This is a genomic window from Halobacillus sp. AWH4_228, from assembly GCF_056158365.1.
The window spans coordinates 2,440,893-2,460,985 of the sequence record NZ_JBSWTE010000001.1 but is presented as its reverse complement, the minus strand read 5'-3'; the positions used below and the strand labels follow the sequence as shown (position 1 = coordinate 2,460,985).

General features: G+C 47.3%; 24 protein-coding genes. 19 read left to right on the top strand and 5 right to left on the bottom strand.

Annotated elements, in window-relative coordinates; genetic code table 11:
• Positions 1-59 precede the first annotated feature (59 nt).
• Positions 60-1,580, top strand: coding sequence for a glycine betaine uptake BCCT transporter (locus tag ACXADP_RS12530; RefSeq protein WP_474972314.1), 1,521 nt, complete (start codon positions 60-62; stop codon positions 1,578-1,580).
• 43 nt (positions 1,581-1,623) lie between these two features.
• On the opposite strand, the gene ACXADP_RS12525 is transcribed toward ACXADP_RS12530, so the two are convergent.
• Positions 1,624-2,190, bottom strand: coding sequence for an FAD-dependent oxidoreductase (locus ACXADP_RS12525; protein ID WP_474968304.1), 567 nt, complete (start codon positions 2,188-2,190; stop codon positions 1,624-1,626).
• Positions 2,191-2,345: 155 nt separating this feature from the next.
• Between ACXADP_RS12525 and ACXADP_RS12520 the strand changes: the two genes are divergently transcribed.
• Positions 2,346-3,731, top strand: a complete 1,386-nt coding sequence (locus ACXADP_RS12520) for an MFS transporter (protein ID WP_474968305.1) — start codon at positions 2,346-2,348, stop codon at positions 3,729-3,731.
• Between the two features lie 468 nt (positions 3,732-4,199).
• Here the strand turns inward: ACXADP_RS12520 and ACXADP_RS12515 are convergent, their stop codons facing one another.
• Both ACXADP_RS12515 and ACXADP_RS12510 read right to left on the bottom strand, forming a co-directional pair.
• Complete coding sequence (locus tag ACXADP_RS12515; RefSeq protein WP_474968306.1) at positions 4,200-4,532, bottom strand: hypothetical protein; 333 nt, start codon at positions 4,530-4,532, stop codon at positions 4,200-4,202.
• A gap of 71 nt (positions 4,533-4,603) precedes the next feature.
• Positions 4,604-5,344: an SDR family NAD(P)-dependent oxidoreductase gene (locus tag ACXADP_RS12510; protein ID WP_474968307.1), complete on the bottom strand. Its 741-nt coding sequence runs from the start codon at positions 5,342-5,344 to the stop codon at positions 4,604-4,606.
• A gap of 154 nt (positions 5,345-5,498) precedes the next feature.
• On the opposite strand from ACXADP_RS12510, the gene ACXADP_RS12505 reads away from it, so the two are divergent.
• The 8 genes from ACXADP_RS12505 (at position 5,499) to ACXADP_RS12470 (ending at position 11,785) form a co-directional block, all read left to right on the top strand.
• Positions 5,499-6,035 carry an HD domain-containing protein gene (locus ACXADP_RS12505; RefSeq protein ID WP_474968308.1) on the top strand — a complete coding sequence of 179 codons (537 nt, stop codon included), beginning with the start codon at positions 5,499-5,501 and terminating at the stop codon, positions 6,033-6,035.
• 369 nt (positions 6,036-6,404) lie between these two features.
• Complete coding sequence (locus tag ACXADP_RS12500) at positions 6,405-6,545, top strand: hypothetical protein (protein WP_474968309.1); 141 nt, start codon at positions 6,405-6,407, stop codon at positions 6,543-6,545.
• Between the two features lie 113 nt (positions 6,546-6,658).
• Positions 6,659-6,790, top strand: a complete 132-nt coding sequence (locus tag ACXADP_RS12495) for a hypothetical protein (protein ID WP_474968310.1) — start codon at positions 6,659-6,661, stop codon at positions 6,788-6,790.
• A 104-nt stretch (positions 6,791-6,894) separates the two neighbouring features.
• Entirely contained in the window at positions 6,895-7,023 is a 129-nt protein-coding gene (locus ACXADP_RS12490) for a hypothetical protein (protein ID WP_474968311.1), read from the top strand.
• Positions 7,024-7,455: 432 nt separating this feature from the next.
• Positions 7,456-8,724 carry a molybdopterin molybdotransferase MoeA gene (locus ACXADP_RS12485; protein WP_474971570.1) on the top strand — a complete coding sequence of 423 codons (1,269 nt, stop codon included), beginning with the start codon at positions 7,456-7,458 and terminating at the stop codon, positions 8,722-8,724.
• Between the two features lie 12 nt (positions 8,725-8,736).
• On the top strand, positions 8,737-9,750 hold the full coding sequence (gene moaA / locus ACXADP_RS12480) for a GTP 3',8-cyclase MoaA (RefSeq protein WP_474972313.1): 1,014 nt from the start codon (positions 8,737-8,739) through the stop codon (positions 9,748-9,750).
• An 82-nt stretch (positions 9,751-9,832) separates the two neighbouring features.
• On the top strand, positions 9,833-10,258 hold the full coding sequence (locus ACXADP_RS12475; RefSeq protein WP_474968313.1) for a YwpF-like family protein: 426 nt from the start codon (positions 9,833-9,835) through the stop codon (positions 10,256-10,258).
• A gap of 168 nt (positions 10,259-10,426) precedes the next feature.
• Positions 10,427-11,785 carry a TrkH family potassium uptake protein gene (locus ACXADP_RS12470; protein ID WP_474971569.1) on the top strand — a complete coding sequence of 453 codons (1,359 nt, stop codon included), beginning with the start codon at positions 10,427-10,429 and terminating at the stop codon, positions 11,783-11,785.
• Between the two features lie 296 nt (positions 11,786-12,081).
• Here ACXADP_RS12470 and ACXADP_RS12465 read toward each other — a convergent pair whose 3' ends face one another.
• Both ACXADP_RS12465 and ACXADP_RS12460 read right to left on the bottom strand, forming a co-directional pair.
• Positions 12,082-12,204: a YjcZ family sporulation protein gene (locus tag ACXADP_RS12465; protein WP_084162986.1), complete on the bottom strand. Its 123-nt coding sequence runs from the start codon at positions 12,202-12,204 to the stop codon at positions 12,082-12,084.
• 75 nt (positions 12,205-12,279) lie between these two features.
• A complete protein-coding gene (locus ACXADP_RS12460) occupies positions 12,280-12,483 on the bottom strand; it encodes a hypothetical protein (RefSeq protein ID WP_474968315.1) in 204 nt (67 codons plus the stop codon).
• Positions 12,484-12,746: 263 nt separating this feature from the next.
• Here ACXADP_RS12460 and ACXADP_RS12455 point away from each other — a divergent pair, with 263 nt between their 5' ends.
• The 9 genes from ACXADP_RS12455 (at position 12,747) to ACXADP_RS12415 (ending at position 20,092) form a co-directional block, all read left to right on the top strand.
• Positions 12,747-14,231 (top strand): phytoene desaturase family protein, encoded by a 1,485-nt coding sequence (locus ACXADP_RS12455; protein ID WP_474968316.1) that lies wholly within the window; start codon positions 12,747-12,749, stop codon positions 14,229-14,231.
• Positions 14,228-15,703 carry a phytoene desaturase family protein gene (locus ACXADP_RS12450; protein ID WP_474971568.1) on the top strand — a complete coding sequence of 492 codons (1,476 nt, stop codon included), beginning with the start codon at positions 14,228-14,230 and terminating at the stop codon, positions 15,701-15,703. Before ACXADP_RS12455 ends, ACXADP_RS12450 begins: the two co-directional genes overlap by 4 nt.
• 2 nt (positions 15,704-15,705) lie before the next feature.
• Entirely contained in the window at positions 15,706-16,542 is an 837-nt protein-coding gene (locus ACXADP_RS12445; protein ID WP_474968318.1) for a phytoene/squalene synthase family protein, read from the top strand.
• 68 nt (positions 16,543-16,610) lie between these two features.
• Entirely contained in the window at positions 16,611-17,015 is a 405-nt protein-coding gene (locus ACXADP_RS12440; protein ID WP_474971567.1) for a hypothetical protein, read from the top strand.
• 74 nt (positions 17,016-17,089) lie between these two features.
• Positions 17,090-17,338, top strand: a complete 249-nt coding sequence (locus ACXADP_RS12435) for a hypothetical protein (RefSeq protein ID WP_474968320.1) — start codon at positions 17,090-17,092, stop codon at positions 17,336-17,338.
• A 91-nt stretch (positions 17,339-17,429) separates the two neighbouring features.
• Complete coding sequence (locus tag ACXADP_RS12430) at positions 17,430-17,576, top strand: hypothetical protein (protein ID WP_474971566.1); 147 nt, start codon at positions 17,430-17,432, stop codon at positions 17,574-17,576.
• A 101-nt stretch (positions 17,577-17,677) separates the two neighbouring features.
• Entirely contained in the window at positions 17,678-18,118 is a 441-nt protein-coding gene (locus ACXADP_RS12425; RefSeq protein WP_474971565.1) for a nucleoside deaminase, read from the top strand.
• 198 nt (positions 18,119-18,316) lie between these two features.
• A complete protein-coding gene (locus tag ACXADP_RS12420) occupies positions 18,317-19,141 on the top strand; it encodes a M55 family metallopeptidase (RefSeq protein ID WP_474971564.1) in 825 nt (274 codons plus the stop codon).
• Between the two features lie 15 nt (positions 19,142-19,156).
• A complete protein-coding gene (locus tag ACXADP_RS12415) occupies positions 19,157-20,092 on the top strand; it encodes an ABC transporter permease (RefSeq protein ID WP_474968323.1) in 936 nt (311 codons plus the stop codon).
• The last annotated feature ends 1 nt before the right edge of the window (position 20,093 follow it).

The following is a 20,093-nucleotide window of genomic DNA, read 5'->3' as shown; positions in this document are numbered from 1 at the left end:
AAACAAGCGGTTGGATACTATACGTGACTCATCAAATCAAGGGAGGAGCATTCCCGTTGCTGAAAAAATACAACATGGTGTTCAAAGTATCCGCTGCTATTATGCTTGTGCTGGTCGTGTTCGGGGTCATATGGCCGGACGCGCTTGAACAGACGACCTCATCCATAAAAACACTCATTGCCAACACCCTCGGGTGGTATTACTTAATTGTTGTCACCTTGTTTCTTCTCGTTTGTTTATCTTTTTTAGTCACACCTTTGGGAAGGATCAAGCTCGGAAAGAAGGACGATAAGCCTGAATTTTCCCGTCCGACATGGATTGCGATGCTGTTCAGTGCAGGTATGGGAATTGGGCTTGTGTTCTGGGGAACAGCGGAGCCGATCAGTCATTATGCTGTCAGTTCACCGACAGGGCAGACAGGAACTGAGCAGGCCATTAAAGATGCTATGCGCTTTACGTACTTTCACTGGGGCATCCATGCGTGGGCGATTTATGGCATCGTTGCTCTTGTGCTCGCTTATTTCAATTTCCGTCATGAACAGCCGGGGCTGATCAGTGCGACACTGAAGCCGCTGATCGGTGAAAAAGCAGCGAAGGGCGCGTTCGGCCAGGTCATCGATATTCTGGCTGTGATCGCTACTGTAATCGGGGTTGCAACCACCCTTGGGTTTGGTGCCGTTCAGATAAACGGAGGTCTTTCGTACTTGTTTGACCTTCCATCCGGCATTCTTGTCCAATTTATCATTATCGCTGTCGTGACGGTCTTGTTCATGATTTCCGCCTGGTCAGGACTTGGAAAAGGAATTAAAATTCTCAGTAATGCCAATATGGGACTGGCGAGTCTGCTGTTTCTGCTCGTCTTCATCCTTGGGCCGACCATGTTTATTTTGAACTTATTTACGAACTCAATTGGTACGTATGTACAGAATCTGCCGATGATGAGCTTCCGGATTGCTCCGTTAAATGCCGAGACGAGAGACTGGATTGACGCGTGGACATTGTTCTACTGGGCCTGGTGGATTGCCTGGAGTCCGTTCGTCGGTGTGTTCATCGCAAGGGTTTCCCGAGGCCGGACCATCCGGGAGTTTGTCTTTACGGTCCTCGTGGTACCCTCGATTATCGGGTTCCTGTGGTTTTCCACATTCGGGGGGACAGCGATTGACATGGAGCACAGCGGTCTTCGTATGATATCGGAACTGACAGCTGAAGAATCCCTGTTCGGAGTATTTGAAAATCTCCCGCTCAGCTGGATGGCTTCCATTACAGCCATGACGCTTGTGGCAACCTTCTTCATTACCTCTGCGGATTCCGGGACATTTGTCCTCGGGATGATGACGACAGGGGGATCGGAGACTCCGGGAACTTCTATCAAACTGACGTGGGGCGTGCTTCTTTCCGCAACAGCGGTTGCTCTTCTATACACGGGAGGCCTGCAGGCTCTGCAGAACACGATGATCATTGCTGCGCTGCCGTTTTCCATTATTATGCTGCTGATGGTTATCAGCTTTATCAAGGCGATTTATAAGGAGGGAAGGGAACTGGGCGTCGGCCGGTTCAACCCGCCGCATAAAGATAAATAGAAGAACCCCACGGCCGGTACAGGGCTGTGGGGTTCCGTTTTGTTCAGTTCTTCAGGATATCGTGATCGACATACCGTTTTCCGTTCAATTCGCTGATGATATTGACGGCTGTTTCTGCACCGTGGCCGGCTGTAATGATGGTGTGTACACTTTTTCCAGCAACTGTCCCGGCTGCCCAAGCTTTCGGGAGGGATGTACGCCCATGCTGGTCTGTTTCAATGATTTTAGCGACCCGTGGTTCGGTGCCATCGGTCGTCTTTACGCCAAGCTGTTCAGCCGCCTTCACGGACATTCCGGTAGCAAACAGGAGATGTTCCGACTCATAGCTGCCTTCCGTAGTTGTGATTTCATAATAGGCGCCATCCTTAAAGGAAAGATTAGTCACTTCTTCAGACTTTAACTCCGCTCCGAATTTTTTCAGCTGCTGATGTCCCGTTTCAAGAAGGGCCGGACCTTCGATCGCGTCCACCCCATAATGATTCTCGACCCAGGCTTTTGCGGTTATACTCTTTCCGTGATCGAGTACGAGCGTTTTTTTACCTGCTTTCGCTGTAAATAGACCAGCTCCGGCCCCGGCTGGACCGGCACCAATGATTGCAATATCGTACATGCCTGTCACTCCTCTACATAAAATTGGTAGACAATTCAATTATATCGGAATGATTAGAAAAAATAAATTTCATATTTCGTGAGCAACCCCGTTGCTTTATCCATAGATGTCACGTATGATTCATTTCGGAATGCGAAATAAAAGGAGGAGAGATCATGAGTGAAGAACAAACGGTCCGCAATCCGAGGGGATTACTGATCTCTCTTTGTGCGGTCATGATGATGTCTGTGATGAACGGGACAATGTTCAATATTGCCGTTCCGGATATCGCTAAAACGTACCAGCTGATGCCGTCAGAAGTCAGCTGGGTAATGACTGGATATATTATGGTTTATGCTGTAGGGGCTCTTACTTACGGCAAGCTTGCTGACTATTATCCGTACAGAACGCTCATTACGTTCGGACTAACGGTTTTTGCCGTGGGGTCTCTGTTCGGTTTCTTTGCCCAGAATTATGCCATGGTCCTCATGGCCCGTGTTATTCAAGCTCTTGGAGGTGCGATGATCCCGGCGCTTGTTTTCCTGGCTCCCATCCGGTATTTTCCGAATGAACGCGGAAAAGTACTTGGGATTGTATCTTCAGTCATGGCTTTTGCGTCGGGGATCGGTCCGATCGCCGGAGGATTTATCGCTGGCTTTCTTGACTGGCGCTATTTGTTCCTGACATCAGCGCTGATCATCATAACCCTGCCGTTTCTGAGGAAGAATCTGCCTCAGGAAGAAGCGAAGAAGGGATATATCGATTACGTGGGTGCTGGTTTGATCGGAGGTTTCATCTCTACCCTTCTTCTGGCGATTACACTCGGAGTGACGTGGCTTTTTGCCGTATCCGCCCTGTTTTTTGCCTTGAACCTTTGGCGGATGAAGATGATTGATGAACCGTTTATCCCGCCTCATCTATTTAAAAATGTCAAATACACAGCGACGATCGTTACGAGCTTTTTAGGTGTTGTGTGCTTGTTCGGAATGATGTTTATGCTTCCGATTATGTTCAGGGATGCCTACCAGATGGATACGATGACCATCGGTCTGATTCTTTTCCCTGGTGCGATCAGTGCGGCCCTGATGGGACAGAAGGGCGGAAACCTTGTTGATTCCAAAGGGAATACCTTTGTCCTTTATCTTGCTTTAACGCTGTTGATCACGGGATTTGCCGTTCTGTCCACCCTCGTCGGTGCCCATCCGTATGTGTTGAGTGCCGCTATCATTATTTCATACATGAGCTTCCCGCTCGTTCAGGCTTCTTCTGCCGATATTCTGGCCAACCTGCTTCATAAAAATGAAACAGGGGTCGGGATGGGTGTGTTTAATCTATTGAACTTTGTCTCAGGAGCTTTAAGTGGAGCGGTCATCGGAAAAGCATTGGATCTGTATGACCCTTTCCAACCTATAAATGTGCTTGGATTTAACGGGAACACAGCCATTTACAGTAACGTCTTTTTAGTTTTTGCTGTCATCATTGCCGTTGGTTTCATTCAGTTCAGGCTGAACTACAACAAAACGAAAAAGCCGGCAGCACAAGAAGAACCCGCCTCCTTATAAGGAGCGGGTTCACAGCTTGTAGAGAAATCTCTGTTTCTTTACAAGCTTTTTTCTTTCTTGCCGCCAGGAGCGAAAGCCCCTTCCCTTTCCGCGGACGAGCGCCCGAGCTTCCTCGCAAAACCCACGCTCGGCGATCTCGGCCCACTCGTTCTTCCGCAGGAGTGGAAGGGGCACCGCTCCTTGGGAGTTCTTTAACATCGACAAAGACTCTCCTTCACCCAGCTCAACTTTACTGGATGGAGGAGAGTCTTTTTTAGATTCCGGCAGGCAGCCGTATCAGCGGCTGTGCTTTTCCTTTTTCTTTTCCACGCAAGCGGAAAGTGACCCTTCCCACGACAAACGGAAAACTCTAACTGGTTAACACACGCTTTTTCGACAGCCAAAGAACCCGCTCCTTATAAGGAGCGGGTTCTTTTTCATTTCGTATGATAAAAGAGTGATGATTGCGTAAAGCGGTAAGTATGCCTGTTAAACAGGGATGGATGTTTCGTCCGTGACCATGGAAGAACTGTATTTCCTGCGGCAGACACTGTTTACGATGGTGTCGTCAAGAAATGCGGTGATCTCCTCGTATACATCTTCTACACAGCGGCCGTCAATGATCAGCACGAATGGGTCATCTATATTCATGAATAGGAAAAAAGACAACATTTTGGGAAGGTGTCCGGCATCTGCAATCAATTGATTCTGATGGATGTATAAGTCGCATCCATGCTGTTTGACGGTATGGTGCACCTTCATGATTTCATTCGTTTTTAAAGGACGGTTCAACTGAATCTGGTAAGATGACAGCTCATTCACTGTCGTCACCTCCGTATTAGTTTGTTGATATAACGTTACCCCGGTGCTGTTTATACTAAACATCGACGCATTTACTCTTCATATATCATTTTCCGTGTCATTCCACCATCGACCACAAGGTTTTCCCCATTCACAAAATCGTTCTCCGGATCGGTCAGGTAAAAGCAGGCTTTCGCCACATCCATCGTCCGGCCTGCACGATTGGATAAATGCTGGAGGTGGTCACCTTCTGTCAACTCCTCGGAGCCTGTGTGGATCCAGCCGGGGCTGATGCAGTTGACCCGGATGGACCACGGAGACAGGGAAGAGGCCATGGCATGAGTCAGCGCTGTAATGCCGCCTTTGCTGGCTGCATAGGCTTCTGAATCCGGCTCACTCATCAAAGCTCTCGTGGAAGCCATATTTACGATTCTTCCGTTCGTCCCATTCTTTTTCCACAGTGCTGCAGCGAGCTTGGAAAAGAGAAATACGCTGCGGAGGTTGGTATTCAGTATCCGGTCCCAATCTTCCACAGACAACTCGAACATGGATGTAAAGGTGCTTTCTCCGGCATTATTGATAAGGATCGAAAAGGAACGGCTGTCTTCATTCAACTGTTGAAAAAGCTCCGCTGTACTATCCGGGTCACTGACATCACAATAATAAAAAGCGCCTCTTCCTCCGGGAAGGCTTTCGAGTGCTTCTTTTCCTTTTTCCCGGTCCTTATCCACCCCGATGACCTGAAAGCCTTTTTCTGCATAAAATCTTGCTGTCCCAAAACCAATTCCATCTGCCGCACCTGTGATCAGGACGGTTTCATTGCGTTCGCTCATGGGTTGTCCACCTTTTTCTCTAGATTGGAATAGCTTTTCAGCCTTGTTCAAAAGCAAGCCTCATGATAAGCTTTTTTTTAACAAAAGGATGCACGTTCTCTCCCGTAGAGCCAACCATATTAGGGAGAGATTGGAAATCGACGGAGGTGATCGTATGGCTCGTGTTACCCTGGTAGATGTATTTAAGCACAGAATAACACAAAAGTATCTTCAACGCTCAGGCATTCATCACGCGGTCACCGTGGCAGGTTATGCGTTTGATATGGCGGTTGAAAAAGGAGTGGATCCAGATCTTGCAGCGAAATCAGCCCTGCTTCATGATATGGGGCACTATGAATGGTACAGGGATGGGAAATGGGATTATGATGAATACCGCCGACATGACATCCATGCCATCAAAGGAGCAGAGAGGGCTCATAAACTGCTGATCCGGCTTGGGGAAGACCGGCTGACTGCGAAGGATGTATCCGTCGCTGTTCTTCTGCATACGGACAGCTACCTTCCGTTTGGACTGGATGAAAAAAGAACCCCGCTCCAGCATGTGGTCGCCAAGGCCGATGAAAAAGATGAACAGCCGATGGGGCTGCATCATTATAAGGAAATGGATAAAAGTGAAGCATTGAAACGTCTGCACGAACTGGACCAGAAAATCGAAGCCTTTTTCGATGAGAAGGATCCTGAATCTGTATGAAGCGTTTCAGAAAAGTCAAATGATTTACACAAAAAGGTTTACAATTGGAAAAAAGCCCTATATACTTTCCATTGTAAGAAAAAATTCTCAGAAAGCGAGGTCGGAAATCATGAAAAACACAAAAACGGTTTTCCTGAATAATTTCATACCATCGACCTGCGCTCGGAATAATTTCTGAGACCAACGACTATTTTACCTACAATGAATCATGATAGCCGCAGGAGGTGCATATTGTATTCCTGTGGCTTTTTTAATGGATTTGAATGTTGAAAAGCCGCAGACCTCCTGCGGCTTTTTCTTATGCTGTCAAAGAGTAATTTTACTCTTTTGATATAAAATTACACTATATTTATGAAGGAGTTGACACGTATGACGATTCATTTTTTCCTGTTTACGATTCATGTGACCAAAAAGAAGCAGCAGCGTCTGCAGCCGGTTCCCGGGTACCAACCCACAGTCAAAGACGAATGGCTCGACCGTAAATCATCCGCTTTTAACCGCTACGTGTAAATACAAGAAGGAGGAGAATAAACAATGACACAAACATTCAAGATGGTCTTTATGAGCTGGTTCAATGCGGAGAAGGATACGGATTAGCCTCATTACAAAGAGGAGGTAGAACGATGAGATTGAATATGCTGATGTTTACGATTGTTATTGAACGGACCAGTCGTAAAAACATGGATCACTCCATCCAGCGTGCCCGCGCGATTGGGAAGAAGATCAATGATGTGAAATCCAAATACCACATATGATGCAAACCCCTGCTGTGCAGGGGTTTTTCTTTGGCGTATCCTGATTTTGGTATCATATTGAAATGTAGAGCGGTGAAGAATAAGGACGAGGGGAGGGAGTCGAGATGGCTTCAGGGAATAAAAAACTTGCTGAAACCGGCAGAAAGAAACCAGCAGAACGTAAACGAGGACGTGGCAGAGATCAGGGGGAGACAGCCGTGAACCACGTCGTCAATGTCTATGACCCCATCTAACAGAACAATGACAGGGTGAGTTGTATAAAGGCTGCCGGTACATACACCGGCAGCCTTTTTCTTATGGTTATCCAATACCAAGGGATGATCCTTGTTCTTCTTCTGTGAAGTAGGGACAGAGGTGCCTCATGGTAGACGTGTTTGATGATCTCTCTGCATGATTCAGGGGAAGGGGGGAATCCCTTTCTCCTGAATCTGACTGGAGGAGCCTGTCGGTAATTACTTCCGCAGCAGGTCCATCACACACAAGGTTCCGGTATCATCGATCTATAACGTAAGGTCCGTAAGAAAACATGGGCTGTCCTTATGTTTCAGAATCGTCTGTAAAGGGAAAAAATGATTACATTCGACAACCTTTGAAAAAGTTGGAAAAATGCTTTATGTTCTAAGAAGCGTATCCATTTTACCTGATCACAGAAAGGAAAGAAATAGATGGCACATTTACATAGAACACCTCTTCCCGTCCTGGATGCTGTGGAAAGGGTCATGCAGTATAAACGAAAGGGCGGGGTGGAAAAGAAATTCCTTCATGAAAGTGGTGGACGAGTGCTGGCAGAAGATGTATCTGCCACTCATGCCGTACCTCCTTTTCATAAATCTCCTTACGACGGTTTTGCTTTGTCTTCAGCGGATACAAAAGACCTGTCCCGCGAAAATCCGGGAACGTTCCAGGTTATAGAAACGGTGGCTGCAGGACACCGGGCTTCAAGGGAGCTGCGGCCGGGGGAGGCCGTCAGAATAATGACAGGTGCTGAAATCCCACAGGGGGCGGACTGCGTAGCTATGTTTGAAATCTGCACCACGGGAGAAGATCAAACAGGGCACCCGGTTATGACGCTTAAGAGGAGGATGGATGCAGGGCAGAATGTAATTCAGAAAGGCTCGGAAGCAGAGCAGGGAGAAGTGCTCGTACCGGAAGGAGCTAAAATAAATCCGGGGGTCCAAGCCCTGCTGGCCACGTTCGGTTATTCTGAAATCAGCGTATATAAAAAACCCAGGGTAGGTGTTTTTGCCACAGGTACAGAACTGCTGGAAGTGGATGAACCTCTGGAACCTGGGAAGATCCGCAATTCCAATGCATCTATGATTCAGGCTCAGTTGCAGAGGTCCGGGGCAGCGTGTACATATTTAGGAAAACTGGATGATGATTTTGATTCCTGCTATGAAGCGGTCTCCAGCGCTCTTGGAGATTACGATGTATTGGTGACAACAGGGGGCGTCTCTGTCGGGGATTATGATCTGATGCCGGATATTTACGAAAAGCTGGATGCGGAAGTCTTATTCAATAAGGTGGCGATGAGACCGGGGAGTGTTACAACGGTCGCTGAGCATCGCGGAAAACTGCTGTATGGACTGAGCGGAAATCCTTCGGCCTGCTATGTCGGGTATGAATTATTTGTCCATCCGATCCTTCAGCATTTTATGGGGAACACACGTCCCTATCACACCCGGGTGCAGGCTGTTCTTGGTGAGGATTTCAAGAAAGCCAATCCATTTATGAGGTTCGTCCGTGGGAAACTGCACTACGAAGAGGGGAAAGTCGTCGTTTATCCCGCCGGCATGGATAAATCAGCCGTTGTGACCTCACTGGCCCATACAGATGTTTTCATCGTCTTAAGAGGCGGAACAAGGGGATACAGCAAAGGGGACATGGTGGAAGCCGTCCTTTTGGAAGACCAGACGGGTCAAACACAATTTTAAAGGGGTGATCCTATCGATTCCCGTATCATAGACCGACTAGGAAGGCCGATTAAAGATCTGCGGATATCTGTTATTGATAAATGCAATTTCCGCTGCAGCTATTGCATGCCTGCCGAGATTTTTGGACCGGATTATTTATTTATGCCGGAAAAAGAGCGGCTCAGCTTTGATGAGATCATACGTCTTGTCCACATCTTTGCCCAGTTCGGTGTCGAAAAAATCCGTCTGACCGGAGGGGAACCTCTGCTCAGAAAGGATCTGGATGTACTCATCCGGCGTATCCGGGAAATTGACGGAATCAAAGATATCGCTTTGACGACGAATGCGGTGATGCTTGTGAAGCAGGCAGAAAAATTGAAGGCCTCGGGACTAGACCGGGTGAACATCAGTCTTGACGCCATTGAAGATGAAGTGTTCAAGAAAACCAACGGCCGAGGAGTTCATACGGATCCGGTCCTGCGTGGAATTGAAGCCGCGAGAAAGGCTGGACTGGGAATTAAAATAAATATGGTCGTAAAAAAAGGAATGAATGAGGATCAGATTCTTCCGATGGCCCGTTACTTTAAAAAGACGGGGGACAACCTTCGATTCATTGAGTTTATGGAAGTCGGAAACCATAATGGGTGGAATATGGATGCCGTCGTATCAAAAAAAGCCATCGTTGATGCTATTCATGAGGAGATGCCTTTAATTCCGGCAGAAGCTAATTATTACGGAGAAGTGGCCTCCCGTTATCAATATGAAGATGGGTCAGGGGAAATCGGCATCATTTCATCGGTTACTGAAGCGTTCTGCTCCAGCTGCACGAGAGCCCGTTTGTCAGCAGACGGGCAGTTGTATACCTGCCTGTTTGCGGATTCAGGATACGATCTGCGTGGACGTCTGCGGGAGGATTGGAGTGACGAGGACCTGACCGATTATTTGATGGCTGTATGGGAAGGACGTGCCGATCAATACTCGGCTGACAGAGCCCGGGGAAAACCGATGAAAGAGCGGAAAATTGAAATGTCCTACATCGGAGGATAGAAAAAAGTAAGATTCAGGCTTTTCTCACCCCCTCCTTTTCCTCTATAATAAGTTATAATGATGAATCCCGGAGGTCATTCGGATGAAAACCTTTAAATTGATTTCATTGGACATTGTCGAAGAGAAGAACGAAGACATTACGCAGCGGAGAATCAAGCTGCAGGATGGTTTAATCATCAACCGTGAAGATGATCACGGGCGCTGGGTGATTGAGGCCTACATGGATAACAGCTACCGTTCCTTTTTTGAGGATATGTACCGGAACGGGGATGAGATTATTATCCAGGCGAAGATTACGAAACAGACAAACCGCCCCGCTACGTTTATGGTCAAACCGATCGATTTTAATGAAATTGGTGGTTCAATGAATGTCATTTTCATGGGAACGATGATGGATCGTCAACAGGAACAGGTTGAAAAAGTGCTCAAACAGCTGCTTGATGAAGGATATCAAGGGGAGGATCTGTTGGAGCAGTTCAAGCAGAAAGGCAGCGAATCGAAAGCTTAATTGAACGGACAGAGGCGTCTGGGATCCCCCCCCAGACGCCTTCTATGTGCTTCTTTTATCAGCTTTTGTAAATTCATAAATCATGGAAGTATTATGTCGATTATCCTGCTATACTATGAATGATGGTCATCATCGAACAGAAAAAGCAGCATCAAAAGGAGTTTTAGTATGTGGGTGAGAAGAAAAGGCCTGCGGTGGCTTAACGATTTAACACCATTTCAGTTGATTGCAGTGTATTACCTGCTCGCTGTGACCATATCTTCCATCTTGATCGCTCTGCCTGTAGCTCACCAGGACGGCGTGAAGTTGGATTTTATTGATATATTATTTACAGCTGTCAGTGCTGTCAGTGTAACAGGGTTGACAACGGTCCCTACAGCCGAGACTTTCAGTACACCGGGCATATTCATCCTCGCTATCGTCCTGCAGCTTGGCGGGATCGGCGTCATGACGCTTGGAACACTGATCTGGCTTGTCCTCGGGAAGAAGATCGGCCTGAAGGAACGGCGTTTGATCATGACCGATCAGAATCAGACCTCCTTCCAGGGAATGGTACGGCTTGTGAAGGAAATTGTCCTCGTAGTGCTTTTAATCGAATTGATTGGATTTTTAGTGCTGGGTACGTACTACCTCCAGTATTTCGATCCCGGGGAAGCTTACCTTCAAGGATTTTTCGGGACAATCAGTGCCATGACCAACGGTGGTTTTGATATTACAGGACAGTCGCTCGTCCTCTTTAAGGACGACTACTTTGTCCAGTTCATTAATATGATTTTGATTATCGCAGGGGCGATCGGCTTTCCCGTCTTAATTGAGGTGAAGCAGTATCTCCTCCAAAATCAGGAGGAGAAGACGATTCGTTTTTCCTTGTTTGCCAAGCTTACAACCCTGACATTTTTTGTCCTGGTTGTGTTCGGGACGATCATGATTGTCCTGCTTGAGTTCAATCATTTCTTTTCTGATAAGACCTGGCATGAAATATTCTTTTATGCGCTTTTTCAATCCGTCACCACACGGAGCGGCGGCTTATCCACGCTGGATATCAACCAGTTTACAGAGCAGACCCAGTTGTTCATGTCCTCGCTGATGTTTATCGGGGCGTCTCCAAGCAGTGTCGGAGGCGGGATTCGAACGACAACTTTTGCTCTTGTGGTCATTTTTGTGCTCACTTTTGCCCGCGGAGGAAATAACATCCGTATTTTCCGTCGTGAGGTTCATCCGGAAGACTTGAATAAAGCCGTTGTCGTTTTAATTGTTGCTCTATTTGTCTGTCTGAGCGCTGTAATTACATTAACGATTACAGAACCATTTACTTTGAATGAACTTGTATTTGAAGTAACATCTGCATTCGGAACCGTCGGGTTATCCCTGGGGATCACCCCTGGAATGACAACATTCGGGAAGTGTGTGTTAATGCTCCTTATGTTCTTAGGAAGAATAGGTCTGTTGACATTCTTGTTTACGTTCCAGAAAAACGATGCCAGGGGTAATTACCATTATCCGAGAGAAAGAATCATCATTGGATAAACAACAGGAAGAATAGGTTCAAAGCCGGATTCAGGATCTACTCCTGTTCCTTATGGTAACCGTGGAAATCGTCCACGGCGCCGATCATGCAGCGGGCAGCTATTCCCAACGCACACGGTTTTGATGCTGCAGATAAAGACAAAGAACACAGCGCTTGGGCTGTGTTCTTTTTTAATAAGGTATAGGATGAGTCTGTAGAAAGGGGACAGGGAGATGACATACCCTCCTGTTCCCGAATTTTCTTTTCAGACCGGCCCGGCCGCCTGATCTCACTGCGGCAGTTTATGACCAACCCATCAGCAGTAAAATGCTGCACCTACAATAATAAGCAGGATGAACAATACGACGATTAAAGCAAAGTTGTTGCGGTAGCAAGGTCTGTGGCATTGTCTTCCTCCGTAAGGATAGCCTCCGTACATAAGCTCACCTCCTGTTGTTACATTCGTAGCCTATGCAGAGGGAGGCTGTTGTGTATGGTCATTCACCCAGAAAGATCAGTTCATAAATGTCGGTGGAGATAACTTCGTAATGCTGCTCCTTTGGTGAAGGGCATCAGCCTGCTGCTTCTGCTGATGGCTGCATTGGTCGAGCTCTTCGCACCAGTGGTTTATCTGTTCATTGTTATACTGGTTATGGGGCGGATGCTGAGTCGAATGAGAAGGGTAATAAGGTCCCGAAATTCTTTGGTTTGCATACATAGACAGTCCTCCTTCGGCTGTATTTTTCCCATAATTCATGATTTTATCCCGTTAAAATCGGTAGAGGAGAAGGTTTTTTGACACATGTGTCGAAAATAATTAATGTGAATGCTCTTATGTAGGTTATAGAACAACGAAGAAGGGTACATCATGTGTATAGGAAAAAAGACCGGCACATTGAGGAAGTACATTGAATAGCCGGCTTTGTACATATTTTGTATAATGATTGCACAATAGATGTCACATAAGAGAAGGTGAACGTAATGAAAAAGATCGCTGTGATTGGTGCCGGCCCCGGAGGGCTTGCATCGGCTATGATTTTAGCCGCAAAAGGGTACGACGTAGACGTTTATGAAAAACAGCCGTTTGTAGGAGGACGAAACGGTCATTTTTCTTTAGGAGAATATACGTTTGATATTGGACCGACATTTTTAAGTATGCCGCAGATCATGGAGGAGATCTTTGAGATGTCAGGGAGGAACGTCCATGATTATCTCGATTTAAAAGAACTGGCACCAATGTATGAGCTGCAGTTTGATGGGAAACGCATCCCGATGTATCGCGATCGGCAGAAGATGGTGGAAGTCATCCAGAAACATTTCCCTGGAAATGAACACGGGTATGAGCGGTTTATGGAGGAGACAGGGGAGAAGATGCAGGCGCTGATGCCGCTGCTGCAGACGAAACATAACCGTCTGACGGACTATGTTTCCAAACGGGCGTTGAAAGCCCTGCCGAAGTTGTCACTGGGTAAATCCGTGTACGATGTCCTCTCCGACTACTTTACGGATGAGAAGTTGAAAATAGCCTTTACATTCCAGGCTAAATATCTCGGCATGTCTCCGTGGGAATGCCCGGGAGCTTTTTCCATTCTCTCGTACATGGAACACGAATGGGGCGTATTTCATCCCATTGGAGGAGTCAATCAGCTTTCCAAGGCGATGGCCGCAGTGACAGAAGAACACGGTGGGAAGATCCATTTGAACAGTGGAGTAAAACGAATCCATACAGATCATCAGGCCATTTCGAGCCTGGAACTGGATTCCGGCGAAATTGTGAAGGCGGACGAATACATCATCAACGCCGATTTTGCAGAGGCCATGACGAAACTCGTTGATGACGGCGTCCTCCGCAAGCATTCGAAGAAGAAGCTGGAGAATAAAAAATTCTCCTGTTCCACTTTTATGATCTATGTCGGCCTGGACAAAAAGTATGAAATGCCTCATCACACGATCCTGTTCGCCGAAGATTATAAGAAGAATGTGGAGGAAATGACCAAAGACCTCGTTTTATCCGATGAACCCTCCATCTATATTCATAACGCCAGTGTCACGGATGATACACTGGCACCCGAAGGTCATTCGGCTGTTTACATTCTGGCCCCTGTACCGAACAATTATTCTGAAATCGACTGGGAGGATAAGGAAGATACTTTTAAACAATTGGTCTTTGACGAAATAGAAGCAAAAACCGGCTTTTCAGACATTCGGGATCATATCGTCGTCGAGAAAGTTCTGACACCGAAACAATGGGAAACGGACCATTTTGTTCATCAGGGAGCTACGTTCAGTCTTGGTCACCAACTGTCGCAGATGATGTACTTCCGCCCTCACAACCGATTCCAGGAGCTGGATCACTGCTGGCTTGTGGGAGGAGGAACGCACCCGGGAAGCGGTCTTCCTACGATTTTGGAATCGGCACGAATCACCACCGGATGGATTACCGAGAAAGAGGTGGAGCCGGTATGAGACGTACAGCCATTGTCGGAGGAGGAATAGGCGGACTTGTGACCGCTTTGTACTTGTCCAAACAGGAAGGACGACACGTGTCGATTTTTGAGAAGAACGATTTTCTAGGCGGGCGTTTAACTTATGAGCGTCACGGCAGTTTCAAGATTGACCAGGGCCCGACCATCGTCCTTCTGCCCGAAATGCTGCTCACCATTATGGAGGAGGCGGGAATTCCGAGAGAGGAAATCCCTATGGAACCGTGTGATCCGTTATATCATATTCATTTTAAGGATGGGTCCATCTATACGAAACATAGAAATCCAGCTCTTCAGAAGGAAGAACTGGAAGCGAAATTTCCAGGGAACGAACAGCATTTCGACCGGTTCCTTCAGGACATGAAAACGAGGTTCCTGCAGGGGAAAGCACAGTTTCTTGAAAAGTCTTTTGTCGAAAAACGGACGTTCTTTTCGGGGAAGAACATCAAAACGCTGATGAAACTGAAAGCTTATCAAAATGTGAAGAAGATGATGCGGACGTACTTCGATGATGAACGTCTTGTAGAAGCGTACACACTCCAGACGCTGTACATCGGCGGTCACCCCGAGCAGTCTCCGGCGATGTATTCGCTCGTTTCCTACAGTGAGCACGAACACGGGATCTGGTATGTCAAAGGAGGGTACGCCCACCTTGTGGAGATCATACAAAAGGAATTGGAACGCCGCGGCGTTTCGATACACACGAATGCGGAAGTGAGCCATGTGGAGGTGGAGGGGGGAGAAGCTTCTTCCATTACCGTCGATGGAGAAACACGTTCTTTTGATGAATATATCCTGAATGGTGACTTTCCATTAATGGATAAACTGATGCCCGAGAAGAAGCGTCTGAATCGAAAATATACGGCTTCCTCCGGATGTCTCCTCCTCTATATGGGTCTTGACCGTATTTATGAAAACAACACGATGCACCAGTTTTTCATGACGTCTGATTTCGACCATCATATGAAACAGGTATTTATGGATAAAGTGCTTCCTGATGAACCATCCTTTTACACGTTCCACCCATCCATTATCGACGGCTCCCTGGCTCCGGAAGGAAAAGGGGTATTGTATACGCTGATTCCAGTACCAGCTGGAAAGGACGTGGACTGGAACGGAAAAGAAGCATTGATCGAACACGTCCTGGATGAAATGGAAGCCCGCGGTTTCCCTGAACTCCGAAACCATATCGAATGGATGCATGTCCGTTCTCCGGAGGAAGCGGCAAGAGACGGTTTGTTTGAAGGCGGCAGCTTCGGGATTGCCCCCACCCTGTTCCAATCCGGTGTCTTCCGACCACAGCTTCAGCCTTATCCGGTCAGGAATGTATATGCTGTCGGAGCGTCTGTTCACCCCGGCGGGGGCGTCCCTATTGTTATGCAGGGAGCAAAATTGTTGGCAGATTATTTGCAATATGGGTCTAAAAAAAGGCATAATTACAAGCGAGGTGTTTAATGATGACGGATTTGAATCAAGCATACCATCATTGTCGAAGGATTATTGAAGAACATTCCAAGACATTTTCCAAAGCATTCGCTATGCTGCCCAGGCAGCAGAAAAGGGCTGTCTGGGCCATTTATGCTTTCTGCCGGCGTGTGGATGATATTGTTGATGAAGGGACGAACCCGAAAGCAGAGCTGGAGGCGTTCGCCTTTGAATTTGACCAATTCCTTGAGGGAAAGCTTGAACTGAATGATCCGTGCTGGCTCGCTCTGGACGACGTTTTCCGACGTTTTTCTATAGATCCGGACCCATATTACGATATGATCAAGGGGCAGCGGATGGACCTGTATCCGACTTTGATTGAGACGAAGGAAGATCTTCTTGACTACTGCTATCATGTAGCGAGTACCGTTGGTCTGATGCTGCTGCCTGTCATTGCTCCCGGGCGGACGGCTTCTTTAAGGCAGGGGGCTGTTGAACTCGGTTATGCGATGCAGTTGACCAACATCCTGCGGGATATTGGAGAAGATGTGGAAATTGACCGTGTATACTTACCGACACAAGTCATGGAATCCTATGGTTATACCTCTCGGGATCTGCAGAATGGAAAAGTAAATACCGCCTTCATACAAATGTGGGAGGACCTGGCTCATGACGCAGAAACCTATTACGAGAGGGCTTTGAAAACCATTCCCGATTATCCGGTGTATTCCAGAGCTCCTGTGGGGGGAGCGGCGAAGATGTATCGTGCGATCCTTCCCACCGTTCGAAAAAATGATTACCAAGTGTTCGGCCGCCGGAATTACGTTTCGGACAAGCAGAAGAAGCAGATCATTGCAGAAATGCAGTGATGCTGCTTCTTTTTTTATGTAGGAAAGGATCCTGTTCTGCCCGCATAAGCTGATAGAGGGGAATACGAGTGAGAATATTATCGATAGTCAGTGCCCTGCTTCTCATTTGCTGGGGAATCGGTTTATGGATGCAGAAAAAACAGGATGGGCATGAAAAGAAAAGCCGAGGTCTGCGGTGGTTGGAAAAAGTACGTCTGATGGAACAGTTGTGGGAACCGGTCAAGGAAATTAAAGGGGTGGCAGTTGCACCGCCTTTAAGAATTGTTGCCGTACACACCCGTCTTGCCGACACAGAAGCTATCCGAAGGCTGAAAACAGCATGGCTGATGGACTGGCGGTACGAAGGAAAAGGGCTGGTGACAGAGTCAAACTCTGTGCTTTTTTACTATGAAGATGGACGTCCATACTGGGCCTTTCATGAGCTGTGGAATAAACCAGGATCTGGTAAAACAGCAGAAGGCTATCACGATTAGCAGCGGGCGGAGGAATGACCGCTGCTTTCTTTATAGGACAAGACCGTGGCGGCATAGAAAAAGGAGGAAGCTATATGACGCTTGTGTTATGGATAGCAGGAGGCTTATTCGTGTCAGGACTGTGCTTGAATAAGATATTGAAGAATGTTCTAGTTTTATGGATCTCTGCTATCGGAATCGGCTCCGCTTGCGGAGCCGTTGTTTCTTCGGGTATTCCGGGACCGCTCCTGCTGGCCTCCTATGGGATGATCTTTCTTGCCGGAGCGGGGGTGTCAGGCGGGATTCGTTCCGCAGTCGATTGGACAAAAAGGGAAAGCGGATGATTCATGCGCCGGGGCGTCCACAGGTATAGTTTTCTATAATATAGCAGATACTTGTAACTACGATCTGTTGTTTATAGAAAGGAGCGTCCTGATGCAGGAGAAGTATTTGATCTACTATCAGGCAAAATCTGGTGTAGTCAAACGTGTTCCCGTGTTTGCTGCTCACCGGGAACAAGCCCGGGAAAGCCATTTGAGAAAGTTTCCTGAAACAAAAATTACACACATCCGATTACTTTAGAAAAGAGACGAATAGCATCCGTCTCTTTTTTTTATGGGTGGTGAAGGGAATAAAAGGGAACACAACAAGGAACAAAAGGACTAGACAGGAGGGATTGGATAATGACGAAGGATGAAGAGATGATTCAGCGGGCGCTTATCATAGCCCGCCGTTCTAAAAAACAAGGAAATGCGCCGTTTGGTGCCCTTCTCGTGAAAGAGGGTGCTGTAATCATGGAGGAAGGAAACCAGGTGCATACAAACAGCGATCCCACCCATCATGCAGAGCTTGCCTTAATCAGGCGTTTCTGCCGGGAAACAGGGGGGACAGACTTGAGTGACTATACGTTGTACACAAGCTGTGAGCCGTGCGTCATGTGCGCCGGTGCTATCGTGTTTTCCAGCGTCCGCCGGGTGGTATACAGCGTTTCAAATAAGCAGATGGCTGAGAAGACAGGCTCGGGAATCATGGTGCCCTGTCATGACGTTTTCAAAAACAGCCCCCATCAACCATCGGTGAAAGGGAACGTGTTGAATCGGGAAGGAATAGAGCTTTTTAGTTGAAAACCGCTGGAAAATCCAGCGGTTTTTTGCATCCCTTTTTGTCGAACACCGGCTGTTTTGCCGAGGAATCGAGGGATTCTGCGGTTTGAAATAATATTTCATAGTTCGTTTTCCTTCTTGAAATTATTCCTTTTTATTGGTAAAGTTATGAGAAAATTAGAAATATTAACACATAATGACTAGGGAGGAAAGAACTGTATGAAGCTGTATCTTTCTGTCGACATGGAGGGAATTACTGGGGTTCCCGATCACACCTTTGTCGATTCGTCCAAACACAATTATGAACGCGCTAGAAAAATCATGACACAGGAAACGAATCATGTGATTGAAGAAGCATTTCGAAATGGGGCCACTGAGATTCTCGTCAACGACAGTCATTCTAAAATGAATAACCTGCTTATTGATGAAATCCATCCGGATGTGTCGCTTATTACCGGAAGTGCGAAACCTTATTCGATGGTTCAGGGACTTGATGCGGGCTTTGACGGCGCGGTGTTTATCGGCTATCACGCAAGAGCGGCCCAAAAAGGGGTGCTTTCCCATTCCATGACGTTTGGAGTGCGTCACTTTTTCATTAACGACAAACCCGTTGGAGAACTGGGGTTCAATGCTTTGATGGCCGGCTACTACGGCGTGCCTGTCCTGATGGTGGCTGGTGATGATTGTGCAGCAGCTGAAGCCGAAGACCTGGTGCCGAACATCGTGACGGCACCTGTGAAAGAGACCATCTCCCGTACAGCCGTGAAAAGCCTCACACCGAAAAAAGCCGGTGAGCTTCTCCGGGAGCGAACCGCACTTGCCATAAATAGACGGGGGGAAATAAAGCCGCTCACGACAGCAGCACACCCTGAGCTGAAAATTGAATTCATGAACTATGGACAGGCAGAATGGGCCCATTTGATGCCGGGAACCACACTTGAACCAGGTTCAACAACGGTTCATTTTAAGTCCGTCGATCTACTGGAAGCCTACCAGGCGATGCTCGTCATGACAGAACTTGCGATGCAGGCGACATCAAGCTGAGGGGAGGAAAAACGATTGGTTACATACATAGTGAAACGTTTGGTTTACATGGTTGTTACCGTTTTTATTATCGCTACGTTAACATTCTTCCTGATGAACTTGATTCCAGGATCACCGTTTAACGAAGAAAGGACCACTAATGCAGCGGTTCAGCAGAATCTGGAGGAGCATTACCACTTGAATGAACCGCTCGCTGTCCAGTATGTGCTTTATTTAAAATCCATCATCACTCTTGATTTTGGTCCTTCGATCAAGCAGCCGACCGAAACGGTGAATTCTCTGCTTGGCCGTGGTTTTCCTATCTCAGCTGAACTCGGAATCTGGACGGTTCTGATCGCGCTGGTATCCGGGGTGGCTCTCGGAGTGTTTGCGGCTTTAAAACATAACCATCTGATTGATTACATGGCCATGACTATCGCCGTTCTCGGCATTTCCATTCCAAACTTTGTCCTGGCTACCATGCTGATCCAACAGCTGGCTGTACAGCTGGAATGGCTTCCGGCAGCGACCTGGAGTTCTCCTGCTCATATGGTTCTCCCTGTACTCGCCCTTGCAACAGGGCCGATGGCGATTATCGCCAGGCTGACACGATCGAGCATGTTGGAAACCTTGACCCAGGACTACATAAAAACAGCCCGTGCCAAAGGGCTTTCTCCCTATAAGGTCGTTGTGAAACATGCATTGAAAAATGCCTTGATGCCGGTCGTGACCATTATGGGGACCCTCCTTGCAGGAATTTTAACAGGCACTTTTGTTATCGAAAAAATCTTCGCTATTCCAGGTATGGGCAAATATTTCGTAGAAGGGATCAACCAGAGGGACTATCCAGTCATTATGGGAACGACCGTATTTTACAGCGCTTTTCTCGTATTCATGCTGTTCCTTGTTGATATTGCCTATGGCTTTTTAGACCCGCGCATCAAACTTCATAAGGAAGGGGGGAGCAGCTGAT

What these genes read in the sequence shown, in the direction of transcription:
- ACXADP_RS12525 (WP_474968304.1), bottom strand. Translation starts at nt 2,190, where the DNA reads ATGTACGATATTGCAATCATTGGTGCCGGTCCAGCCGGGGCCGGAGCT.
- ACXADP_RS12520 (WP_474968305.1), top strand. Translation starts at nt 2,346, where the DNA reads ATGAGTGAAGAACAAACGGTCCGCAATCCGAGGGGATTACTGATCTCT.
- ACXADP_RS12510 (WP_474968307.1), bottom strand. Translation starts at nt 5,344, where the DNA reads ATGAGCGAACGCAATGAAACCGTCCTGATCACAGGTGCGGCAGATGGA.
- ACXADP_RS12505 (WP_474968308.1), top strand. Translation starts at nt 5,499, where the DNA reads ATGGCTCGTGTTACCCTGGTAGATGTATTTAAGCACAGAATAACACAA.
- ACXADP_RS12500 (WP_474968309.1), top strand. Translation starts at nt 6,405, where the DNA reads ATGACGATTCATTTTTTCCTGTTTACGATTCATGTGACCAAAAAGAAG.
- ACXADP_RS12495 (WP_474968310.1), top strand. Translation starts at nt 6,659, where the DNA reads ATGAGATTGAATATGCTGATGTTTACGATTGTTATTGAACGGACCAGT.
- ACXADP_RS12490 (WP_474968311.1), top strand. Translation starts at nt 6,895, where the DNA reads ATGGCTTCAGGGAATAAAAAACTTGCTGAAACCGGCAGAAAGAAACCA.
- ACXADP_RS12485 (WP_474971570.1), top strand. Translation starts at nt 7,456, where the DNA reads ATGGCACATTTACATAGAACACCTCTTCCCGTCCTGGATGCTGTGGAA.
- ACXADP_RS12475 (WP_474968313.1), top strand. Translation starts at nt 9,833, where the DNA reads ATGAAAACCTTTAAATTGATTTCATTGGACATTGTCGAAGAGAAGAAC.
- ACXADP_RS12470 (WP_474971569.1), top strand. Translation starts at nt 10,427, where the DNA reads ATGTGGGTGAGAAGAAAAGGCCTGCGGTGGCTTAACGATTTAACACCA.
- ACXADP_RS12465 (WP_084162986.1), bottom strand. Translation starts at nt 12,204, where the DNA reads ATGTACGGAGGCTATCCTTACGGAGGAAGACAATGCCACAGACCTTGC.
- ACXADP_RS12460 (WP_474968315.1), bottom strand. Translation starts at nt 12,483, where the DNA reads ATGTATGCAAACCAAAGAATTTCGGGACCTTATTACCCTTCTCATTCG.
- ACXADP_RS12455 (WP_474968316.1), top strand. Translation starts at nt 12,747, where the DNA reads ATGAAAAAGATCGCTGTGATTGGTGCCGGCCCCGGAGGGCTTGCATCG.
- ACXADP_RS12450 (WP_474971568.1), top strand. Translation starts at nt 14,228, where the DNA reads ATGAGACGTACAGCCATTGTCGGAGGAGGAATAGGCGGACTTGTGACC.
- ACXADP_RS12445 (WP_474968318.1), top strand. Translation starts at nt 15,706, where the DNA reads ATGACGGATTTGAATCAAGCATACCATCATTGTCGAAGGATTATTGAA.
- ACXADP_RS12435 (WP_474968320.1), top strand. Translation starts at nt 17,090, where the DNA reads ATGACGCTTGTGTTATGGATAGCAGGAGGCTTATTCGTGTCAGGACTG.
- ACXADP_RS12430 (WP_474971566.1), top strand. Translation starts at nt 17,430, where the DNA reads ATGCAGGAGAAGTATTTGATCTACTATCAGGCAAAATCTGGTGTAGTC.
- ACXADP_RS12425 (WP_474971565.1), top strand. Translation starts at nt 17,678, where the DNA reads ATGACGAAGGATGAAGAGATGATTCAGCGGGCGCTTATCATAGCCCGC.
- ACXADP_RS12420 (WP_474971564.1), top strand. Translation starts at nt 18,317, where the DNA reads ATGAAGCTGTATCTTTCTGTCGACATGGAGGGAATTACTGGGGTTCCC.